This window comes from Streptomyces sp. NPDC050617, assembly GCF_040654795.1.
Taxonomy (GTDB): Bacteria; Actinomycetota; Actinomycetes; order Streptomycetales; family Streptomycetaceae; genus Streptomyces.
This window is the reverse complement of record NZ_JBFAIS010000005.1, coordinates 167,849-187,757: the sequence shown is the minus strand read 5'-3', so window position 1 is coordinate 187,757 and position 19,909 is coordinate 167,849. Positions and strand designations below refer to the sequence as shown.

General features: G+C 71.9%; 20 protein-coding genes. 14 read left to right on the top strand and 6 right to left on the bottom strand.

The window, feature by feature from the left end; all coding sequences use genetic code 11:
• The first annotated feature begins 86 nt into the window (after nucleotides 1–86).
• Nucleotides 87–2,075: an AAA family ATPase gene (locus AB0I49_RS09440; protein WP_363226404.1), complete on the top strand. Its 1,989-nt coding sequence runs from the start codon at nucleotides 87–89 to the stop codon at nucleotides 2,073–2,075.
• 268 nt (nucleotides 2,076–2,343) lie between these two features.
• Here AB0I49_RS09440 and AB0I49_RS09435 read toward each other — a convergent pair whose 3' ends face one another.
• A complete protein-coding gene (locus AB0I49_RS09435; protein ID WP_363226243.1) occupies nucleotides 2,344–3,057 on the bottom strand; it encodes a copper homeostasis protein CutC in 714 nt (237 codons plus the stop codon).
• 58 nt (nucleotides 3,058–3,115) lie between these two features.
• On the opposite strand from AB0I49_RS09435, the gene AB0I49_RS09430 reads away from it, so the two are divergent.
• The gene (locus AB0I49_RS09430) at nucleotides 3,116–3,787 is read left to right on the top strand and encodes a hypothetical protein (RefSeq protein WP_363226242.1); all 672 of its coding nucleotides are present in this window, start codon (nucleotides 3,116–3,118) and stop codon (nucleotides 3,785–3,787) included.
• 108 nt (nucleotides 3,788–3,895) lie between these two features.
• On the top strand, nucleotides 3,896–5,170 hold the full coding sequence (locus AB0I49_RS09425) for a Cmx/CmrA family chloramphenicol efflux MFS transporter (RefSeq protein WP_363226403.1): 1,275 nt from the start codon (nucleotides 3,896–3,898) through the stop codon (nucleotides 5,168–5,170).
• Nucleotides 5,171–5,274: 104 nt separating this feature from the next.
• On the opposite strand, the gene AB0I49_RS09420 is transcribed toward AB0I49_RS09425, so the two are convergent.
• Together AB0I49_RS09420 and AB0I49_RS09415 are read right to left on the bottom strand one after the other, a co-directional pair.
• The gene (locus AB0I49_RS09420; protein WP_363226241.1) at nucleotides 5,275–5,538 is read right to left on the bottom strand and encodes a DUF4031 domain-containing protein; all 264 of its coding nucleotides are present in this window, start codon (nucleotides 5,536–5,538) and stop codon (nucleotides 5,275–5,277) included.
• Nucleotides 5,535–5,951 carry a hypothetical protein gene (locus AB0I49_RS09415; RefSeq protein WP_363226240.1) on the bottom strand — a complete coding sequence of 139 codons (417 nt, stop codon included), beginning with the start codon at nucleotides 5,949–5,951 and terminating at the stop codon, nucleotides 5,535–5,537. Before AB0I49_RS09415 ends, AB0I49_RS09420 begins: the two co-directional genes overlap by 4 nt.
• A gap of 94 nt (nucleotides 5,952–6,045) precedes the next feature.
• Here AB0I49_RS09415 and AB0I49_RS09410 point away from each other — a divergent pair, with 94 nt between their 5' ends.
• From AB0I49_RS09410 to AB0I49_RS09385, 6 genes are all read left to right on the top strand, one after another.
• Complete coding sequence (locus AB0I49_RS09410; RefSeq protein ID WP_363226239.1) at nucleotides 6,046–6,969, top strand: MurR/RpiR family transcriptional regulator; 924 nt, start codon at nucleotides 6,046–6,048, stop codon at nucleotides 6,967–6,969.
• Nucleotides 6,970–7,216: 247 nt separating this feature from the next.
• On the top strand, nucleotides 7,217–8,161 hold the full coding sequence (gene murQ / locus AB0I49_RS09405; RefSeq protein ID WP_363226238.1) for an N-acetylmuramic acid 6-phosphate etherase: 945 nt from the start codon (nucleotides 7,217–7,219) through the stop codon (nucleotides 8,159–8,161).
• Between the two features lie 90 nt (nucleotides 8,162–8,251).
• Nucleotides 8,252–9,910 (top strand): PTS transporter subunit EIIC, encoded by a 1,659-nt coding sequence (locus AB0I49_RS09400; protein WP_363226237.1) that lies wholly within the window; start codon nucleotides 8,252–8,254, stop codon nucleotides 9,908–9,910.
• A gap of 44 nt (nucleotides 9,911–9,954) precedes the next feature.
• A protein-coding gene (locus tag AB0I49_RS09395; protein WP_363226402.1) for an IS5 family transposase occupies nucleotides 9,955–10,784 on the top strand; the annotation gives its coding sequence in 2 pieces (ribosomal slippage) (nucleotides 9,955–10,291 and nucleotides 10,291–10,784; 831 coding nt in all).
• A gap of 199 nt (nucleotides 10,785–10,983) precedes the next feature.
• Entirely contained in the window at nucleotides 10,984–11,568 is a 585-nt protein-coding gene (locus AB0I49_RS09390) for a 1,4-alpha-glucan branching protein (protein WP_363226236.1), read from the top strand.
• 56 nt (nucleotides 11,569–11,624) lie between these two features.
• The gene (locus AB0I49_RS09385; protein WP_363226235.1) at nucleotides 11,625–12,176 is read left to right on the top strand and encodes a GNAT family N-acetyltransferase; all 552 of its coding nucleotides are present in this window, start codon (nucleotides 11,625–11,627) and stop codon (nucleotides 12,174–12,176) included.
• Here the strand turns inward: AB0I49_RS09385 and AB0I49_RS09380 are convergent.
• Nucleotides 12,133–13,602 (bottom strand): MFS transporter, encoded by a 1,470-nt coding sequence (locus AB0I49_RS09380; protein ID WP_363226233.1) that lies wholly within the window; start codon nucleotides 13,600–13,602, stop codon nucleotides 12,133–12,135. The genes AB0I49_RS09385 and AB0I49_RS09380 overlap by 44 nt on opposite strands.
• 201 nt (nucleotides 13,603–13,803) lie before the next feature.
• Between AB0I49_RS09380 and AB0I49_RS09375 the strand changes: the two genes are divergently transcribed.
• The 4 genes from AB0I49_RS09375 to AB0I49_RS09360 all read left to right on the top strand — a co-directional run bounded on the left by AB0I49_RS09375 (nucleotide 13,804) and on the right by AB0I49_RS09360 (nucleotide 16,916).
• Nucleotides 13,804–14,247, top strand: a complete 444-nt coding sequence (locus tag AB0I49_RS09375) for a MarR family transcriptional regulator (RefSeq protein ID WP_363226232.1) — start codon at nucleotides 13,804–13,806, stop codon at nucleotides 14,245–14,247.
• Between the two features lie 212 nt (nucleotides 14,248–14,459).
• Nucleotides 14,460–15,128 (top strand): class I SAM-dependent methyltransferase, encoded by a 669-nt coding sequence (locus AB0I49_RS09370; protein WP_363226231.1) that lies wholly within the window; start codon nucleotides 14,460–14,462, stop codon nucleotides 15,126–15,128.
• A gap of 253 nt (nucleotides 15,129–15,381) precedes the next feature.
• Nucleotides 15,382–16,275, top strand: a complete 894-nt coding sequence (locus tag AB0I49_RS09365) for a hypothetical protein (protein WP_363226230.1) — start codon at nucleotides 15,382–15,384, stop codon at nucleotides 16,273–16,275.
• Nucleotides 16,276–16,337: 62 nt separating this feature from the next.
• Entirely contained in the window at nucleotides 16,338–16,916 is a 579-nt protein-coding gene (locus AB0I49_RS09360; RefSeq protein WP_363226229.1) for a Uma2 family endonuclease, read from the top strand.
• A 73-nt stretch (nucleotides 16,917–16,989) separates the two neighbouring features.
• On the opposite strand, the gene AB0I49_RS09355 is transcribed toward AB0I49_RS09360, so the two are convergent.
• Nucleotides 16,990–17,211, bottom strand: a complete 222-nt coding sequence (locus tag AB0I49_RS09355; RefSeq protein WP_363226228.1) for a hypothetical protein — start codon at nucleotides 17,209–17,211, stop codon at nucleotides 16,990–16,992.
• A 132-nt stretch (nucleotides 17,212–17,343) separates the two neighbouring features.
• Between AB0I49_RS09355 and AB0I49_RS09350 the strand changes: the two genes are divergently transcribed.
• A complete protein-coding gene (locus AB0I49_RS09350) occupies nucleotides 17,344–17,946 on the top strand; it encodes a TetR/AcrR family transcriptional regulator (RefSeq protein ID WP_363226227.1) in 603 nt (200 codons plus the stop codon).
• A gap of 112 nt (nucleotides 17,947–18,058) precedes the next feature.
• Here AB0I49_RS09350 and groL read toward each other — a convergent pair whose 3' ends face one another.
• A complete protein-coding gene (gene groL / locus AB0I49_RS09345; protein ID WP_363226226.1) occupies nucleotides 18,059–19,684 on the bottom strand; it encodes a chaperonin GroEL in 1,626 nt (541 codons plus the stop codon).
• Nucleotides 19,685–19,909: the final 225 nt, after the last annotated feature.

Sequence of the window (19,909 nt, the reverse complement as noted above, 5' to 3'; positions counted from 1 at the left end):
AGGAACCCGCCGAAGGCCAGGCCTCGGGCCCTGAGTCCAACCCCCTCGACCGGGAACGCGCCCACCTCACCGCGTCCCGTGCCGCGCTGCGCGCCATGCGCGCGGACGTCGAGTCCCTCGACATCAAGGACGTCACGGCGAACTGGGTCAACGCCGAGGTTCTGCAGAGCCAGATCGAGGACCGGATCAAGGCGCTCGCCGACCTGGCCCACACCCCGCTCTTCTTCGGCCGCCTCGACTACGGGCACGCGCCGGGCATGGAGCTGGCCGAGGGCGCGGAGGGCGAGCAGTTCTACATCGGCCGCCGGCACGTCCACGACGCGGACGGCGACCCGATGGTCATCGACTGGCGCGCCCCCGTCTCCCAGCCCTTCTACCAGGCGTCGAAGAACAACCCGCTGGATGTGCGGCTGCGCCGCCGCTTCGGTTACACGGGCGGCGAGTTGACGGCGTACGAGGACGAGCACCTCACCGACCGCTCCGAGGCCGAGCAGTCGAGCAAGCTGCTCCAGAGCGAGATCGAGCGGCCGCGCGTCGGCCCGATGCGCGACATCGTCGCGACGATCCAGCCGGAGCAGGACGAGATCGTACGCGCGGGAATCGGCGGCACCGTGTGCGTACAGGGCGCGCCCGGCACCGGGAAGACCGCCGTCGGCCTGCACCGCGTCGCGTACCTCCTGTACGCGCACCGTGACCGCCTCGCGCGCTCCGGCACCCTCGTCATCGGCCCGAACCGCTCCTTCCTGCACTACATCGAGCAGGTCCTCCCGGCCCTCGGCGAACTCAACGTCGCCCAGGCGACCGTCGACGACCTCGTCGCCCACGTGGAGGTGCGCGGCACGGACCCGGCCACCGCGGCCCGCATCAAGGGCGACGCGCGGATGGCGCAGGTGCTGCGGCGCGCGGTGCGCTCCGGGGTGACGATGCCGACGGAGGCCGTGGTCGTGGTGCGCGGCTCGCGGCGCTGGCGCGTACCGGCGTACGAGGTGGAGGAGATGGTCGAGGAGCTGCTGGCGCGCGACATCCGGTACGGGGCCGCCCGCGAGGCCCTGCCGCAGCGCATCGCGCACGCCGTGCTCGTACGGATGGAGGAGGCCGGCGAGGCCCCCGACGACCGGGTGCAGGACTCCGTGGCGCGCAACGCGGCGGTGAAGGCCGCGGTCAAGGCGGTCTGGCCGCCGGTCGATCCGGCGAAGCTGGTGCTGCGGCTGCTGGGCGACGCGGAGTTCCTGGCGGAACACGCGGACGGTCTGCTCTCGCCGGAGGAGCAGAAGGAGATCCTGTGGGCCAAGCCGGCGCGCAGCCCGAAGTCCGCCAAGTGGTCGGCCGCGGACGCCGTGTTGATCGACGAGGCCCAGGACCTCATCGCCCGTACGCACTCCCTCGGCCACGTCGTACTCGACGAGGCGCAGGACCTCTCCCCCATGCAGTACCGCGCGGTGGGGCGGCGCTGCACGACGGGTTCCGCGACGATCCTCGGCGACCTGGCGCAGGGCACCACTCCGTGGGCGACGAACAGCTGGGAGGAGGCGCTGGCCCATCTCGGCAAGTCGGACGCGACGGTCGAGGAGCTGACGCAGGGCTTCCGCGTACCGCGCCAAGTCATCGCGTACGCCTCGCGGTTGCTCCCCGCCATCGCCCCCGGCCTGGCCGAGGCCACCTCGATCCGTGAGGCGGCGGGCGACTTCGCGGTACGGGCGGTGGCCCCCGACGACCTCGACGCCTCCGTCATCGCCGCCTGCCGGGAGGCTCTCGCCAAGGAGGGCTCCATCGGCCTGATCGCCGCGGACTCCCGCCTGCCCGCACTGTCCACTGCCCTGGCGGACGCGGGCCTGACCGCCCTCACCCCCGGCGAGGAAACCTCCCCCGAGGCCCGCCTCACCCTGGTCCCGGCCACCCTCGCCAAGGGCCTCGAATACGACTACGTAGTACTCGACGAACCCTCCGCCGTCGTCAACGGCGAACCAGACGAACGCACCGGCCTCCGCCGCCTGTACGTATCCCTGACCCGAGCGGTATCAGGCCTGACAGTCATCCACGCAACACCGTTGCCGCCCCAACTGACAGCAACCTGATGCCTGCCCCGCCGGGCGGGCAGGCAGAGACCAAGCCGCACCACAATCAAGCCCGCCCGGCGTTTGAGGGCACAGGAACGCGCGGACCCACCGCCGCGAGCCATCGCACCGAGCCCGGCCACACCAAGCCTGCCCGGCGATTGAGGGCACAGGAGCGGTCGATTCCACCGGCGCGCGCAACCGTGCCAAGCCCAGCCACATCAAGCCCGCCCGGCGTTTGAGGGCACAGGAGCGCCCGCCCCCGCCGGGTCGGTCGCAAACGGACGCGCTAAGCGTCCAGCGCGTCCAGCGCCTGGCGCCAGACCCGTACAGCCTCAGTGTCCACCGGTGCCTCCCAGCCCGAAGGCCGTGATGCCGCGCCGATGTGGAAGGCGTCGACGCCGGCGGCGCGCAGTACCGGTACGTGCGGGAGTCGCAGTCCGCCGCCGACCAGGATCTGCGGCTCGTAGCCGGGGTCGCCGGCGACGCGCCGGGTCTGCTCGGCGAGCAGCGTCTCCAGGCCGTCGCCGACGCCTGTCGGGGACCCCGCCGTGAGGTAGGTGTCCAGCCCGGGCTGGTCGGCGAGCTGCTTGCGCAGGGCATCACGGTCGGCGGCGCGGTCCACGGCCCGATGGAACGTCCAGCGGGCCGCAGGCCCAATGGCCTCGGTGAGGGCGTCCACCGCCGCCAGGTCGGCGCGCCCGTCCGGCGTCAGGTAGCCGAAGACGAACTCCTCGGCGCCCTCCTCGCGCAGCGCCCGCGCCGTGGCGCAGAGCGCGTCCAGCGCCCCGGCGTCTCCGGCCGAGAAGCTGTCCGTGGCGCGCAGCATCACGCGCACCCGGATGGAGACGGCGGCGCGCACGGCGGCGAAGGTCTCGCGGGCGGGGGTCAGGCCGTCGGCGGCCATGTCGGAGACCAGTTCGAGGCGGTCCGCCCCTCCGGCCTCGGCCGCGATCGCGTCCTCCGTGCTGAGGGCGATCACCTCAAGCATTGGTCTAGACATGTAGCACAGCGTGCCACAACCGCGACCGGCAGCGAAAGCTGTACCCCACAATTGACTCATGGCAGCCTCCACCGAGCACCCGTCCGGCCCCTCCCCCGCGCTCCTCGCGCGCTGGTCCGACCTGGTCGCGTCGGCCCGTGGCGGCGCCGACGGGCCCGACCCCCGCCCGTACGGCGAGAACCTCCTCGCCCGCTGGGCCGAGCCCCAGCGCCGCTACCACACCACCGACCACCTCGCCGTCGTCCTCGACCGCGTCGACGAGCTGTCCGCCCATGCCGAGGACCCCGCCGCCGTGGCGCTCGCCGCCTGGTTCCACGACGCCGTCTACCGCCCCGACCGCTCCGAGAACGAGGAGCGCAGCGCCCATCTGGCCGAGCGCGCCCTCCCGGAACTGGGCTTCGACGCGGCCCGTACGGCCGAGGTCGCCCGCCTCGTACGCCTCACCGCCACCCACGCCCCGGAGCCCGACGACCGCGACGGCGCGGTTCTGTGCGACGCGGACCTCGCGGTGCTCGCCGGGGCCCCGCAGGAGTACGCGGCCTACGCGGCGGCCGTACGCGCCGAGTACGGCTTCGTCCCCGACGACGCGTTCCGCGAGGGGCGGGCGGCCGTACTCCGGCAGCTCCTCGCCCTGGAGCGCCTCTTCCGGACCCCCCAGGGGTACGACCGCTGGGAACACGCCGCGCGCCGCAACATGACCACCGAGCTGGAGTTGCTCTCAGCCCACTGAGGGGATTCCCCATTCCCCTGGCGATCGCCCCAGAGGGAATACTCCGCCCCATCGCCAACGCTGGCTCTCAATATGCCCAACGCCATGCCGAACGCCGGCAAGTCCAGCATGCCCGTGGCCGTATACGTCCTCGGGCTCTCCGTCTTCGCACTTGGAACCTCAGAATTCATGCTGTCCGGGCTGCTCCAGCCCCTGGCACGCGACATGGGCGTATCCATCCCCCAGGCCGGCCTCCTGGTCTCCGCCTTCGCCGTCGGCATGGTCGTCGGCGCGCCCGCACTCGCTGCGGCGACCCTGAAACTCCCCCGCCGCACGACCCTGATAGCCCTGCTCGCCATATTCGGCCTGGGACAGGTCGTCGGCGCGCTGTCCCCCTCGTACGCGATCCTCTTCGTCTCCCGCGTGGTGAGCGCGCTGGCCTGCGCCGGGTTCTGGGCCGTGGGCGCGGCCGTCGCCGTGTCGCTGGTGCCGGTCACCGCGCGGGCCCGCGCCATGGCCGTGATGGTCGGCGGATTGTCGATCGCGAACATCGCCGGCGTGCCGGCGGGCGCGTTCCTCGGGCAGCACGCGGGCTGGCGTTCGGCGTTCTGGGCGGTCGCCGGACTGTCGCTGATCGGCCTCGTCGGCGTGATCCTGCTCGTACCGCGCACCAAGCCCGCCACCGGCGCGGACGCGCCCCGGCTCCGTACCGAACTGTCCATCTACCGCGACCGCCAGGTGTGGCTCGCGCTCACGGCCACCGCGCTCAACGGCGCGGCCGTCTTCTGCCTCTTCTCCTACCTCGCGCCGCTGCTCACCGAGACCGCCGGGATGAAGGAGAGCCTGGTGCCGATGGTGCTGGCCCTCTTCGGCGTCGGCGCGCTGATCGGCACCGCCGTCGGCGGCCGCATCGCCGACGCCCACCTCTTCGGCACGATGTACGCGGGCATCACCGCCTCCACCGTCGTCCTCGCCGTCCTGGCGCTCACCGCGCACAGCGCGCCGGCCGCCGTGGTGCTGGCCCTGATGCTCGGCGTCTCCGCCTTCACGACCGCGCCCGCGCTCAACGCCCGCATGTTCAACGTCGCCGCCGCCGCGCCGACCCTGGCGGGAGCGACCACCACGGCCGCGTTCAACATCGGCAACACCGTCGGCCCCTGGCTCGGCGGCCTCGTCATCGGCGCGGGCTGGGGCTACCCGGCGGTGGCCTGGACGGGCGCGGCGCTGGCGGGCGTCGCCGTGTGCACGACGGCGGTGGCCTCGCGCCTGCACCGCGCGAGCACCACGGGCACGTCGTCGTCCCGGCTGGTGGCCTCCTCGGCGGAGACCGCGCACGCGACGACGCCGTCGCTGGAGAAGCCGGCCTCCGCCTGCGCCACCGCGACCGCGACCGCGACCGACTGAGGCGGACCGACCGCTGTTAAGGGCAGGGGCCGGGGGCGCATCTCACCCCCCGGCCCCCGGCCCCCGGCCCGCCTCCGGCTCACCCCCCGGCCCTCGGCCCCGGCTCACCCCCGGCCCTTCGCCCGCCGCAGCCCCGCCTCCGTCAACCGCCGCAGCAGCTCCTTGCTGCCGACCTCCACCGCCCCCGCCCGCACCGCGTCCGCGTACCGCGTCGACGGCACGTCGTAGTGGTCCCGGTCGAAGGCGCGCGGCGGGCATCCGATGCCCGCCGCGAAGGCGTGCAGTTCGTCGTACGACACGTCGCTGACCAGGTGCGACCACATCCGCCCGTGCCCCGGCCAGGTCGGCGGGTCGACGTATACGGTCATGAGAGCCCGCCGCCGGGCCGGTCGCCGGGCCAGTCACCGGACCCGCCTCCGGGGCCCCGCCCGAGCCGTCCGACGGGCGCGACCACCACCCCGGCCTTGCCGCAGACCCAGTGCGGGTCCGGCCCCAGTTCGGGCTCGATGTCCAGCGCGTGCGGGTTGCCCTCGCCCACGCAGACCGGGCACAGCGGCCACCGCCCGTACCGCTCCAGCAGCGCGTCCTGTACGTCCTGGGCGACGAGCCCGGCCACGAACTCGACGCCCTGCGGCCACTGCTCGACCCACCACCGGCGGTGCGCGACGGCGTCCTCCACGAGCGACACGACGTCGGCCTCGGCCACGTCGCCCGCTACCAGGTCGGCGAGGATGAGCGCCCGCGCCGCGTGCAATGACTGTTCGAGCTCCATGCCCTCCATTGTCGCCCGGACGCCCCACTCGGGGCCAAAGTCCCGTTCGCCTCGATATCCACAGGGGGTTGACGCCGCCCCGTCGTGAAAATACCTTTCACGTGTGAGCAGCAGCCTGAAAGAAACTTTCGCAGCAGGTTCCACACCGCCGCCCCCGGCGACCCTGGCGGCCAGGGTCCGCACGCTCGGGCCGTCCATGACCCGCTCCATGCAGCGCGTCGCCGAGGCCGTGGCGCACGACCCGGCGGGCTGCGCCGCGCTCACCGTCACCGGACTCGCGGAGCGTACGGGCACCAGCGAGGCCACGGTCGTCCGGACCGCCCGCGCCCTCGGCTACCCCGGCTACCGCGACCTGCGGCTCGCCCTCGCCGCCCTGGCGGCGCAGCAGGCGGCCGGCCGCGCCCCCGCCGTCACCGCCGACATCGCCGTCGACGACACCATCACGGACGTCGTCGCCAAGCTCGCGCACGAGGAACAGCAGTGCCTCGCCGACACCGCCGCCGGGCTCGACACCACGCAGCTGGAGTCCGCGATCGGCGCGCTCGTCGGGGCCCGCCGCATCGATGTGTACGGCATCGGCGCGTCCAGCCTGGTCGGCCAGGACCTCGTGCAGAAGCTGCTGCGCATCGGGCTCATCGCGCACTCCCACTCCGACCTGCACCTGGCGGTCACCAACGCCGTGCAGCTGCGCGCCGGGGACGTCGCCATCGCCATCACGCACTCCGGGCGGACGGCCGACGTCATAGAGCCGCTGCGCGCGGCCTTCGACCACGGGGCCACCACCGTCGCGATCACGGGCCGCCCGGACGGGGAGATCGCGCAGTACGCGGACCACATCCTCACCACCTCCACCGCCCGCGAGAGCGAGCTGCGCCCGGCCGCCATGTCGAGCCGCACGAGCCAGCTCCTCGTCGTGGACTGCCTGTTCATAGGGGTGGCACAGCGTACGTACGAGACGGCCGCGCCCGCACTGTCGGCCTCGTACGAGGCGCTGGCCCACCGCCGCGACCCACGCGCGGGCCGCTGAGGCGGGTCCGTACGTACGCCGACGGACACGCCCCACGCGCCGTACGCCCCCGCGTACGGCGTCGGCAGCCACGGCACGGGCTATGGACGGCGCGAACTCCGGACGGCACGCCCCGCCCGTACGCGACGCCCGCCCCGACCCCGGCCCCCACTCGCGCAAACCCGCACAGCCCCCGCGGCCCCGTGCAGGCCCGCGTGGAAGCAACCCGTACAAGAGACGCCGCCAGCAGAGAAAGAGCCGCACTGCCATGACCCCCTCCGCGTCCACCACCGACTACGCGCAGCTGCGCGCCCAGCTCGACACGCTCGCCACCGAGGCGTTCCGCCCCGACCTGGCGGAGATCGACCGGCTCCCCACCCTCGACATCGCGAAGATCATGAACGGTGAGGACGCCACCGTCCCCACCGCCGTCGCCGCCGAACTGCCGCGCATCGCCGCCGCCATCGACGCCACCGCCGCCCGGATGCGGCGCGGCGGCCGGCTGGTCTACGCGGGCGCGGGCACGGCGGGGCGGCTCGGCATCCTCGACGCGAGCGAGTGCCCGCCCACCTTCAACACCGACCCGACCGAGGTCGTCGGGCTCATCGCGGGCGGCCCGTCGGCCATGGTCACGGCCGTCGAGGGGGCCGAGGACAGCAAGGAGCTGGCGGCGGCCGACCTCGACGCGCTCGCGCTGACCGCCGAGGACACCGTCGTCGGCGTCTCCGCCTCCGGTCGCACGCCGTACGCGATCGGGGCCGTCGAGCACGCCCGCCGGGCCGGGGCGCTCACCATCGGGCTGTCCTGCAACCCGGACTCGGCGCTGGCGGCCGCCGCCGAGCACGGCATCGAGGTGGTCGTCGGCCCCGAACTCCTCACCGGATCGACCCGGTTGAAGGCGGGCACGGCGCAGAAGCTCGTTCTGAACATGCTCTCGACGATCACCATGATCCGGCTCGGCAAGACCTACGGAAACCTGATGGTCGACGTGCGGGCCTCCAACGAGAAGCTGCGGGCCCGTTCCCGGCGCATCGTCGCGCTGGCGACCGGGGCCGCCGACGCCGAGATCGAGACGGCGCTGGCCGCGACGGGCGGGGAGGTGAAGAACGCGATCCTCTGCATTCTCGGCGGCGTGGACGGCCCCACGGCCGCCCGCCTCCTCGCCGAATCCGGCGGTCATCTGCGTGCGGCGCTGCACGCGTCGATGGCCTGACGGCTACCGGGCCCGGCCTCCCCGGGCCCCGAAACCCCGGCCCCGCGAGTCCATCGCGCGGGCCCCGCACCAGAACAAGGCACCCGCACCATGGCAACAGACGACAAGAACCGCGCCACCGCCGCCGCGATCCTCCCGCTCGTCGGCGGCGCCGGGAACATCGACACCATCGCCCACTGCATGACCCGCCTCCGCCTCTCGCTCCGGGACCGTTCCCTGGTGCGGGAGGAGGAGCTGAAGGCGCTGCCCGCCGTCATGGGGGTGGTGGACGACGACACGTACCAGATCGTGCTCGGGCCGGGCACGGTCGCGAGGGTCACGCCGGAGTTCGAGGCGCTGGTGGCGGAGGAGCGTAAGGCTGCACCGGCGCCGCGGCCGAATCCGCAGCCGACCACGCAGCCCAGTACGCAGCCGAATACGGATCCCCATACGGGGCCGGATTCGCAGCCGAATACGGAGCCGAATCCGGGGTCGCCGACCGCCGGCCCGTCGGCCACGGACCCCGCTCCGCCCTCCCACCCCACGACGGCCGACGAACTGGCGGCCCAGGGCGCGGCCATCAAGAACCGCCAGAAGGCCCGCAACGCGACGCCGGTCAAGCTCTTCCTCCGCAGGATCGCGAACATCTTCGTGCCGCTGATCCCGGCGCTCATCGGCTGCGGCATCGTGGCGGGCATCAACGGCCTGCTGGCCAACCTGGGCTGGCTGCCGGGCATCGTCCCGGCGCTGACGGCCATCGCGTCCGGGTTCATGTCGCTGATCGCGGTGTTCGTCGGCTACAACACGGCGAAGGAGTTCGGCGGGACGCCCATTCTCGGCGGGGCGGTGGCGGCGATCATCGTCTTCGCGGGCGTGCAGAACGTCAGCGCCTTCGGCCAGAAGCTCGCGCCGGGCCAGGGCGGCGTGCTGGGCGCGCTGGGCGCGGCGCTGCTCGCCGTGTTCGTGGAGAAGCAGTGCCGGAAGTGGGTGCCGGAGTCGCTGGACGTGCTGGTCACGCCGACGCTCACGGTGCTGGTCTCCGGGCTGGTCACGATCTTCGGCCTGATGTTCGTCGCGGGCGAGGTCTCGACCGCCATCGGCGACTTCGCCAACTGGCTGCTGGCCAACGGCGGCGCGGGCGCGGGCTTCGTGCTCGGCGGCCTCTTCCTGCCGCTGGTAATGCTCGGTCTGCACCAGGCCCTGATCCCCATCCACACCACACTGATCCAGCAGCAGGGCTTCACGGTCCTGCTGCCGATCCTGGCCATGGCGGGCGCGGGCCAGGTCGGCGCGGCCGTGGCGGTCTATCTGCGGCTGCCGCGCAACGAGTCGATCCGCAAGACGATCAAGTCGGCGCTCCCGGCCGGTTTCCTGGGCGTCGGCGAACCCCTCATCTACGGGGTCTCGCTCCCGCTGGGCCGCCCCTTCATCACGGCGTGCGTCGGCGGCGCGTTCGGCGGCGGCTTCATCGGACTCTTCAACCAGCTCGGCGACGCGGTCGGCTCCACCGCCATCGGCCCGTCCGGCTGGGCCCTGTTCCCCCTCCTCAAGGGCGACCACGGCTTGGGGACGACGGTCGCGATCTACGCGGCGGGGCTGGTGGCCGGGTACGTCGTGGGGTTCGTGGCCACGTACTTCTTCGGCTTCAGCAAGCAGATGCTCACGGAGCTGAACGAGCCGAAGGCGGAAGGGGGCGCTGCGGGCACTGCCGCCACGGAACCCCCCGCGGTGGCGACTACCGCCACGGAGGGCGAACCGGCGGCGGTCTAGGTCGTGTCTTCAAATGATCTTGAGTGTTGGATCATGGCTGGGTGATACGTCGTCATGAGTTGTCCGATGCCGAGTGGGAGTTCGTCCGGCCGTTGCTGCCCCGGTCTTCGCGGGGCCGTAAGCGGGTGGATGACCGCGCGGTGCTCAACGGGATCGTGTGGAAGTTCCGTACCGGCACGGCCTGGCGGGATGTGCCCGAACGGTATGGCCCGTGGGCCACGCTGCACACCCGTTTCCGGCGCTGGGCCCTGGACGGCACCTTCGAGCGGATGCTGCGGGCCGCCCAGGCGCAGGCGGACGTGGCCGGGGACATCGGCTGGCTCGTCTCGGTCGACTCCACCGTCGTCCGCGCCCACCAGCACGCTGCCGGGGCCCGAAAAGGGGGCGCCAGCCCCCCGGACTCGGGCGCTCCCGGGGCGGCCTGACCAGCAAGATCCATCTGGCCTGCGACGCGGCGGGCCGCCCGCTCGCCTTCACCGTCACCGGCGGGAACACCAACGACTGCACCCAGTTCACCGCCGTGATGGAGGCGATACGGGTGCCCCGCACAGGCTCGGGACGGCCACGGGTCCGGCCCGCCCACGTCCTGGGCGACAAGGGCTACAGCTCCAAGGCCATCCGCGCCTGGCTCAGACGCCGCAGCATCGGCCACACCATCCCCGAACGGGCCGACCAGATCCGCAACCGGCTCCATCGCGGCAGCCGGGGCGGGCGCCCGCCGGCCTTCGACAAGCAGCTCTACAAGCAGCGCAACGTGGTGGAACGCTGCTTCAACCGCCTCAAGCAATGGCGCGGCATCGCCACTCGCTACGACAAGACCGCCGAGTCCTACCAAGCAGCCGTCACCCTCGCCTCGCTCCTGATGTGGGCGTGACATTTGAAGACAACTCCTAGGGGGGCCCATGGAGCAGTGAGGCGCGAGTCTGTACGGAAACCCTGGTGACGGCTGCGGGCGCCACCACCTCTGGGACATCCAGCGCATCCTGCGCTACGCCGGGCAGCCGAATATCTGATCTCATCTGATGAGCAGGGGAGTTGCAGGACTGCCCGGACCTTCGCGTGAGGGAGCTTGCATGGCAACCGTCTACCGCACCACCATGAAGCCCACCAAGCTGGAACTGCTCACCGGCTGGCTGCCGAAGCAGAGCTGGTACGCGGGCGACGCGTCGGCGACACCGGAACTTGCCAAGGCCGGCGGGTTCCGGCTGGACGACCCGGAGGGCGCGGTCGGCATCGAGTTCATGGTCGCGGTGGACACCGCAGGGCAGGAGCCGGTGGCGTATCTGGTGCCGATGGCCTACCGCGCTTCGGCACTGCCCGACGCCCCCGACGAGGCGCTGATCGGCACCTCCGAACATGGGGTGCTGGGCACGCGCTGGATTTACGACGGCGTCCACGACCCCGTACTGATGGGGCAGTTGTCCGCACTCCTGCGCGGCGAGTCGGCGCCGCAGCGGCAGAGCGAGAGCGACACCCCCGACCCGACGGTCACCGTGCACGGGGCCGCTCCGAGCGCCGGGACCGGCGCTCGGGTCAACCGCGTCCTGCGACCGGCGGAGGACGCACCGCGGCCGTCCGCATGCTCGGTGGTCGCCGGGTGGACCTGGCCGGACGGCACGGCCGTGCGGGGCGTGTTCGCGACCGCCGCGCCGCGATAGCGGGGCACGCCCCGGACCGATTGCGGATCGGCACTCCGCGAACAATCATGACCGCCATGGCGCGACCGAGTCAGCTCATCGAGTGCGGGGACTTCGTCCTGAGACGCTGGCGGGGGCAGGAGGACTTCGCCCCCGCCTTCCAGTTGATCGAGGAGTCCCTGGAGCATCTGCTCCCCTGGGAACCGTGGGCCGCCGGACACAGCGAGGAGAGCACCCGAACCCTCCTCGCGAACTCCGAGTCGAAATGGGCCACCGGCGAAGTCTTCAACTACGCCATCACCCAGGACGGCGTTCCCATCGGGATGTGCCAGAGCTACCGCGCGCCCGAGCCCCGGGGCCGCTGCCTGGGCTACTGGCTGCACCCCGCCGCCACCGGCCGGGGCATCGCCACGAAAGCGGCGGCGGCCCTGGTCACCGAGATGTTCGCCCTGCCGGACGTGGAGTACCTGGAGATCACGCACGACTCGGCCAACGCCTCCAGCGCCGCCATACCGCGCCGCCTGGGCTTCACCGAGACCCACCGCGAACCGGCGGCCCAGCCCGCACCCCCCGCCGGCAGCGGAATCAACGTGACCTGGCGGCTGGACTGCCCGGCGCGCCCCGCGTAGCACGCCGCCGGAACCCGCCCGTTCCCTCCGAGTTCGCACCCCGATCCCGCTGCGCGGACCGGGCGGGCAGGAACCAGGCCACGGCGGCGGCGGTGACGCAGAAGCCGGCGGAGATCCACAGCACCATGGTGTAGCCGCCCACCGTCGGCCGGCCGTCGCCGCCGACGTGAGCGGCCAGGACGGTGGCGGCGAGCGCGCTGCCCAGGGAGAAGCCGGTGAAGCGGACCACCTGGTAGAAGCCCATGGCGCTGCCCGTCTCCCGGGCGGGGATCGCCCGCACGATCACGCCGGGAATCGCGGCGAAGGTGGTGCCCAGCCCCACGCCCAGGACACCCGTCATGACAAAGGTCTGCCACAGGGCGTCATGGAAGACGGCGAAGAACGCGCAGCCCAGCGCGGCTACGAGGCAGCCCAGCGCCAGTACCGCCCGGATTCCCACGCGTTTCACCAAGGTGGGCAGGGTGCGGGAGCTGATCAGCATGAAGAAGGACAGGGGGATGAGGACGAGACCGGCCACGACGGCGGACGCGGAGAACCCGAACCCGCCCGAGCGCGGCGACTGTACGAACTCCGTCGCCCCCGACAGCACCATGTACATCGCGACGCCGAGCACCATGGCGCAGGCGTCGGCGGAGAGTACGGAGGGATGGCGCAGCAGGCGCAGTTGGACCAGGGGATTCCCGGTGCGCAGTTGCTGCACGGCCCACACCGCGAAGAGCACCGCCCCGGCGGCCAGCAGCCCGATGATCGTCGGCGAGCCCCAGCCCCACTGCGTCCCCTCCGCCACTGCCACCAGTGCGGTGACCAGCGCCGACGCGAGCAGCACCGCGCCGACGTAGTCGAGCCGTTCAGGGGTGCCGCGCCCCGCGCTCGACGGTACGACCACGGCGACGCAGACCAACGCGAGGCCCGACACGATCGCGCCGAACCAGTACGCACCCGCCAGCCCCCACGCCTCGGCGAGCAACCCGCTGATCGGGTAACCGGCGCCGAGGCCGGCCCCCGCCGACACCGACAACAGCGCGATCATCGGCGCGACCTTGGCCGGCGGCAGTTCGTCCCGAGCGGTGGCCATCGCCAACGGTGCCAGCCCCAGCCCGACGCCCTGTAGTCCGCGGCCGACGAGCAGCGTCCCCAAGTCGCCCGCCAGCGCGGCCACGGCACCGCCCGCCGTGACCACGGCCAAGCCGCCGAGCAGCGTCACCCGCCGCCGCGGGCCGTCGCCGAGCCGGCCCAGGACCGGCGAGCTCGCCGCGCCGACCAGCAGCGCCACGGTCAGCGACCACTGCGCCGTGCTCAGCGACGCGTGAAAGTCCCGAGCGACAGTGGGGATCAGCGGAGCGCCGAACGAGCTGATGATGCTGGAGACCAGCGTGGCCAGCACCAGCACCGGCCCGATCAGCGCCCCGCGACGCCTCGCGGCCATCACCGCGCTCCCTCGGTCCGCGCCCCCTCGGCCCGTGCCCCCTCGGTCCGTGCCCGCCGCGCGCCGGTCGGCCGCTCGGCGCCCTCGCCCGCTCCGGCCGGTGTCGCGACCTATGACCATGAGACCCCCTAGGTAAATGCGTGCGATTCGCACGCAACAACCCTACGCTCATTCCGTGCACTTCGCACGTATCATGAGTGGATGGCACACGCGGATCTGGCACGGGACCTTGAGCAAGCGCTGGGACGGCTGCTGCTGCGGCGCAACCGGAGCGCGCTCTACAACGCGGCCCTGGCGTCAGCGCCGCCGGGCGTCGACCGCCAGACCTACCCGATGCTCAGCGGGCTGGACCGGCTCGGACCGCAATCGGCGGCACGGCTGGCCGACGAGGTCGGGATCGACCGGTCCGGGGCGAGCCGCTACGCCGACCGGCTCGAAGCCGCGGGCCTGCTCGAACGCAGCCCCGACCCCCGCGACCGCCGGGCCACCCTGCTCGCGTTGACGCCCGAAGGCCGCGCCGCGGCCACCGAGCTCCACGACAGGCTGGCCCGGCACCTCGCGGACCGGATCGCGGACTGGCCCGACGAGCAGGCCCAGGCGCTGATCGACGGCATCCGCCTGCTCACCGACACACCCCCGGACTGACCCCCAGGCCCTGCCGTCGACGCCGAACCGCATCCGCCCCAGGCCCAGACCCCAGACCCAGCCAGCAGATCCACCCCGAGCCGCCCCCCAACCCCATCCCCATCCCCATCCCCATCCCCATCCCCAACGGCGGCATTTCCCCCGAATTCCCGTCCCCCATAAGCACTTTGACGATAGCCGTCGCCCCGCCCCCCGGCCGATAGTGTTGGCCGATGCGCACACACCCAATCGACCGTCCAGCAGATCTCGACACGGTCCGTGAGTCCTATGACCGAGTGGCCGACAATTACGCCCACATGGTGGCGACGACGGGAATGGGCGACATTCGCCGCCATCCCTGGCTCAAGGCGTCGATCGACGCGTTCGCGGACACGGTGGGCGAGCTCGGGCCCGTTCTCGATGTCGGCTGCGGGCCCGGAACGGTGACCGCCTACCTCGCGGAACGCGGAGTCGACGTATCCGGGGTGGACCTCTCCCCGCGCATGATCGAGAACGCGCGCCGACTGCACCCGGAATGCCGCTTCAGCATTTCCTCCGCCACCGACCTGGACCTCGCGGAAGATTCGCTGGGCGGCGTGCTCGGATGGTGGTCGCTTTTCAATCTGCCCCGCGATGTCCTTCCGCAGGTACTCGCCATGTTCGCGCGCGCCCTGAAACCGGGCGGCCATTTCATCACCGGAACGCACGTCGGCGACGAGGACTTGGCGCGTACCGAGGCTTATGGCGGAGTGCCGGTCAACTGGACTACGCACAAATGGCGGCCGGAACAGTTCGTGGACCTGATCGAGCGGGCCGGTCTGCGCCCGGTCGCCGAGCTCCGGCTCCCGGCCGACGAACAGACCGGTCCGAGCGTGGTCGTCATGGCCGAGCGCCCCGCCTGAAAACGCCCGGGGCCCGCATCCCCGGGCCCCGGAGCTCAAGCCCCGTATTTCGGGCGCTCTTTCCAAGGAATGGCTGGGCGGGTAGTACCCACCACCCGCCCAACTCCGCCGCATAGCAGCGGAGATAACTCCATGCGATCGACTTGCCACGACGGGTAATGACGGTTTAGCGTTCGCGACAACAAACGACCCCGGCCGGTGCTACCAACACACGTCCGGGGTCTGACCTACAAGATCGTTAAGGCCCGATCTCATGGCTACCGAAGACTTTAACGCCACCCCCTCCCCTGCCGCACACCCGATGGCGAGCGCCGGCTACGGCAAGCGCAGCGCACCGGCCCAACTCCCCGGCACAGCACACGACTTCGCGCATCTCCCGCGTCGCGAGGCGTCCGTGGCCGCGTACCTCGACCGGCTGCCGGACGGTGCGGACATCTCCGTGAAGACCCTGGCGAAAGTGCTGCCGGACTACGGGCAGTGCGCCCTGCGCACTGCCCTGCGCCGCCTGTCGGAAGCCGGTCACCTGCGCCGCGTCGCCGAGCACCATTGGAGCGAGGACGGCAGCCCGCGCTGGGTCACGCGCACGTACTTCTCGCGTACGGCACGGGACGACGCCTGGTGGATGGCGTTCCGCGCCGGGAACGTACCCGACGCGGAGAGCCCGCCCCGGACCGCACCCGAACGAGCGACCCGCACCAAGGCGTACGACCACCTGGCCGCCCTCGGCCGCGCCGAACCCCGCCTGACGCTCTCCGCCGCCGACTGCGCGTCCCTGGAGGCGCTGGCGGCCGAGTGGTTCACGCGCGGCGCGACGCCCGCCCAGTTCCTGCACGCCCTCACCGACGGGCTGCCGCCCGGCATCCACCACGCGGGCGGCTTCACCCGCGCCCGCCTCATCGCGAAGATGCCGCCCCCGCCGCCCTGGGAGCCGGACGGCACGCGGCCCGCGCCCCTGCGCATCCTCGAATGCACCGTCTGCCGCGCCCCCGGCCGCCCCGAGGCCCTGCCCGGCGGCGTCTGCGCCCCCTGCCGGGGCGAGACCCCGCCGGACCGCCACCCGCCGGCCCTCCCGCCCGCACACGTACGCGCTCTCGCCGATGAGGCGCGTGCCGCCACCGCCCGCTCTCCAGAGAGGAACCACGCATGAGCATGATCAAGTGGCCCATCCGCACCCGAAGCAGGGCACGATGTAGGGAAGGAGGCGACCCTATGACCCCCAGCACCGCCGACCAGCCCCAGATGGCAGTCGAGGACTTCGAGCAGATCGCCCACACAGCCCCCGAAACAGTGACGCTTGAATTCATCGACGGAAAGCTTGAGGTCAAGCCGGTGCCTGACGGCGACCACGGAACCATCTTCATGTGGCTGCTGCGGCAGTGCATGCAGCACCGACCGGAGCTGGATCTGTACCCCGAGCAAGGGCTGCGAGTCGAGACGTACCGCAAGGGCCGCGCCCGCCCGGACGGCGCGCTCGCGCCCCGTCGGCACTTCGCGGGACAGGGCGAGTGGGCGGAGCCCGACGGCGTCCTGATGACCGTCGAGGTGACCTCCCACGACGCCGACACCGACAAGCGGGACCGCCACGAGAAGCGGTTCGCCTACGCGGACGCCGGCATCCCCGTCTACCTGCTCATTGACCGCGAGGCCTGCACCCTCACCGTGTACAGCGAGTTGGAGAACGGCCAGTACCGGCAGCACCCGTCGTACGACTACGGCGCCACGGTCGAGCTGCCCGCCCCCGTAGGCATCACCCTCGACACCGAGGAACTCAAGGAGTACGCCCGCTGATCCGCGTACGCCCGTATCCGTAGCGGACGCTGCGTCCGCGCGCCTCGACGCCGCGCGCCCGCAGCGTCCGCCCTCACCGCCCCGCCTTGGCCTTCTGCACCCGCTCGGCCGCCCAGCCCGCCAGCACGCCGCCGACGGCCGTGACGACGAGGTAGCCGATCAGGTGGGCCGCGAAGCCGCCGGGGACCCAGCCGAGCACCCCGGGCTTGTCCTGGTCGATCAGCAGCCGGATGACCCCCTGGCCGCCCAGGGCGACCAGGACCATGCCCAGCACCTGCCACAGCACGTACTTCATTCGTTCGTTCCTCCCCGTCGTCGATCGCACCCTCTTATTGATACGATCGAACCATAACCGAGCGCAACCCCGCCACTAGAGTGGAGCGGCCGAACGAACCCCTCACCCACAGAACAGCCGAGGACCGCCCCCATGCCCCGACAGGCCGACCACGACCAGCGGCGCCGCCAGATCGCCGAGGCCGTCTGGCGGCTGGCCGCGCGGCGCGGGCTGGAGGACGTCACGCTGCGACAGGTGGCGGCGGAGGCCGGGGTGTCGGTGCGGCTGGTGCAGTACTACTTCGGCAGCCGGGACGGGCTGCTGCTCACGGCGCTGGAGATCCTCAACAGCGACGCCGAGCGGCGCGGCCGGGAGCGCGTCGAAGCGCTCGCCGACGCGAACACCCCGCGCGGGGCGGTGCGCGGGGTCCTGATGGAGATGCTGCCGCTGGACGAGGAGCGCCGGACCCGGCACCTCGTGTACGTGGCGTACTTCGTCCGCTTCCTCTGGGACGAGAACCTCGCCGCCGTCGCCGCCGACGCGCCCCCCGAACTCGAAAGGCTCCTCGCCGACCTGCTCGCCTGGGGCCAGCGGGAAGGGCAGGTTCCCGCCGATCTGGACCCCCTCCCCGAAGCCGAGATCCTGCTCGCGACCGCCGACGGGCTCCAGACCGGCGTCCTCCTCGGCCAGCGCACCCCCGAGCAGGCCCTCGCCCTCCTCGACCGCCAGATCGACCGACTGTTCAGCGGGCAGTAGCTTCGGCCGGCAGCAGGCTGACGGAGACACCGAAACGCCCGAGGGCGGCACCCCCGCGATGGGGGTGCCGCCCTCGGTCCGTACAGCTATGGGCAGCTGATCCTCAAGAGGATCAGAAGTCCATGTCACCGCCCGGCATGCCGCCGCCGGCCGGGGCAGCGCCCGCCTTCTCCGGCTTGTCGGCGATGACGGCCTCGGTGGTGAGGAAGAGCGCCGCGATGGAGGCGGCGTTCTGCAGCGCGGAACGCGTGACCTTGGCCGGGTCGATGATGCCCGCGGCGACCAGGTCGATGTACTCGCCAGTCGCGGCGTTGAGACCGTGACCCGGCGTCAGGTTGCGCACCTTCTCCACGACGACGCCGCCCTCAAGGCCGGCGTTGACGGAGATCTGCTTCAGCGGGGCCTCCAGGGCCAGCTTCACAGCGGCGGCACCGGTGGCCTCGTCGCCCTCAAGGTCGAGCTTCTCGAAGACCGAGACGGTCTGGAGCAGGGCCACGCCGCCGCCGGCGACGATGCCCTCCTCGACGGCCGCCTTCGCGTTGCGAACGGCGTCCTCGATGCGGTGCTTGCGCTCCTTGAGCTCCACCTCGGTCGCGGCGCCGGCCTTGATGACCGCGACACCGCCGGCGAGCTTTGCCAGGCGCTCCTGCAGCTTCTCGCGGTCGTAGTCGCTGTCCGAGTTCTCGATCTCGGCGCGGATCTGGTTGACGCGGCCCTGGACCTGGTCGCTCTCGCCGGCGCCGTCGACGATGGTCGTCTCGTCCTTGGTGATGACGACCTTGCGGGCGCGGCCGAGCAGGTCGAGACCGGCGTTCTCCAGCTTGAGGCCGACCTCCTCGGAGATGACGGTGCCACCGGTGAGGATGGCGATGTCGCCGAGCATGGCCTTGCGGCGGTCACCGAAGCCCGGGGCCTTGACGGCGACGGACTTGAAGGTGCCGCGGATCTTGTTGACGACGAGCGTGGACAGCGCCTCGCCCTCGACATCCTCCGCGATGATCAGCAGCGGCTTGCCCGACTGCATGACCTTCTCCAGCAGCGGAAGGAGGTCCTTCACGTTGCCGATCTTGGAGTTGACGATCAGGATGTACGGGTCGTCGAGCGACGCCTCCATACGCTCCATGTCGGTGGCGAAGTAGGCGGAGATGTAGCCCTTGTCGAAGCGCATGCCTTCGGTGAGCTCAAGCTCCAGGCCGAAGGTCTGCGACTCCTCGACCGTGATGACGCCTTCCTTGCCGACCTTGTCCATGGCCTCGGCGATCAGCTCGCCGATCTGGGTGTCGGCGGCGGAGATGGAGGCGGTCGAAGCGATCTGCTCCTTGGTCTCCACGTCCTTGGCCTGCTCCAGCAGGGCGGCGGAGACGGCCTCGACGGCCTTCTCGATGCCGCGCTTGAGGGCCATCGGGTTGGCGCCGGCGGCTACGTTGCGCAGGCCCTCGCGGACCAGCGCCTGCGCCAGGACGGTCGCGGTCGTCGTGCCGTCACCGGCGACGTCGTCCGTCTTCTTCGCGACCTCCTTGACCAGCTCGGCGCCGATCTTCTCGTACGGGTCCTCGAGCTCGATCTCCTTGGCGATGGAGACACCATCGTTGGTGATCGTGGGGGCGCCCCACTTCTTCTCGAGGACGACGTTGCGACCCTTGGGGCCCAGGGTCACCTTGACGGCGTCGGCGAGCTGGTTCATGCCGCGCTCGAGGCCGCGCCGTGCCTCCTCGTCGAACGCGATGATCTTGGCCATGTGAAGTGGTCCTCCCGGACAGAAGGGGGTCCCCCCGGCTCCCTGAGAGCTTGGGGGAGGCTTTCTCCGGATCACGCTGGCGCCCGCGACGGACGGCCTGCAGCCCTTGTGGTTCCTTGCCCCACCAGGGTGCGGACCTCACCGGCCCGATCCAAGTTCTGTCACTCTCACTGGGAGAGTGCTAAGCCCAATGATTAGCACTCGCCCCCCTTGAGTGCAAGCGGC

Bases quoted from the DNA above. Each gene is read 5' to 3' on its own strand.
- AB0I49_RS09435 (WP_363226243.1), bottom strand. From the start codon at position 3,057: ATGTCTAGACCAATGCTTGAGGTGATCGCCCTCAGCACGGAGGACGCG.
- AB0I49_RS09430 (WP_363226242.1), top strand. From the start codon at position 3,116: ATGGCAGCCTCCACCGAGCACCCGTCCGGCCCCTCCCCCGCGCTCCTC.
- AB0I49_RS09425 (WP_363226403.1), top strand. From the start codon at position 3,896: ATGCCCGTGGCCGTATACGTCCTCGGGCTCTCCGTCTTCGCACTTGGA.
- AB0I49_RS09420 (WP_363226241.1), bottom strand. From the start codon at position 5,538: ATGACCGTATACGTCGACCCGCCGACCTGGCCGGGGCACGGGCGGATG.
- AB0I49_RS09415 (WP_363226240.1), bottom strand. From the start codon at position 5,951: ATGGAGGGCATGGAGCTCGAACAGTCATTGCACGCGGCGCGGGCGCTC.
- murQ (WP_363226238.1), top strand. From the start codon at position 7,217: ATGACCCCCTCCGCGTCCACCACCGACTACGCGCAGCTGCGCGCCCAG.
- AB0I49_RS09400 (WP_363226237.1), top strand. From the start codon at position 8,252: ATGGCAACAGACGACAAGAACCGCGCCACCGCCGCCGCGATCCTCCCG.
- AB0I49_RS09390 (WP_363226236.1), top strand. From the start codon at position 10,984: ATGGCAACCGTCTACCGCACCACCATGAAGCCCACCAAGCTGGAACTG.
- AB0I49_RS09385 (WP_363226235.1), top strand. From the start codon at position 11,625: ATGGCGCGACCGAGTCAGCTCATCGAGTGCGGGGACTTCGTCCTGAGA.
- AB0I49_RS09380 (WP_363226233.1), bottom strand. From the start codon at position 13,602: ATGGCCGCGAGGCGTCGCGGGGCGCTGATCGGGCCGGTGCTGGTGCTG.
- AB0I49_RS09375 (WP_363226232.1), top strand. From the start codon at position 13,804: ATGGCACACGCGGATCTGGCACGGGACCTTGAGCAAGCGCTGGGACGG.
- AB0I49_RS09370 (WP_363226231.1), top strand. From the start codon at position 14,460: ATGCGCACACACCCAATCGACCGTCCAGCAGATCTCGACACGGTCCGT.
- AB0I49_RS09365 (WP_363226230.1), top strand. From the start codon at position 15,382: ATGGCTACCGAAGACTTTAACGCCACCCCCTCCCCTGCCGCACACCCG.
- AB0I49_RS09360 (WP_363226229.1), top strand. From the start codon at position 16,338: ATGACCCCCAGCACCGCCGACCAGCCCCAGATGGCAGTCGAGGACTTC.
- AB0I49_RS09355 (WP_363226228.1), bottom strand. From the start codon at position 17,211: ATGAAGTACGTGCTGTGGCAGGTGCTGGGCATGGTCCTGGTCGCCCTG.
- AB0I49_RS09350 (WP_363226227.1), top strand. From the start codon at position 17,344: ATGCCCCGACAGGCCGACCACGACCAGCGGCGCCGCCAGATCGCCGAG.
- groL (WP_363226226.1), bottom strand. From the start codon at position 19,684: ATGGCCAAGATCATCGCGTTCGACGAGGAGGCACGGCGCGGCCTCGAG.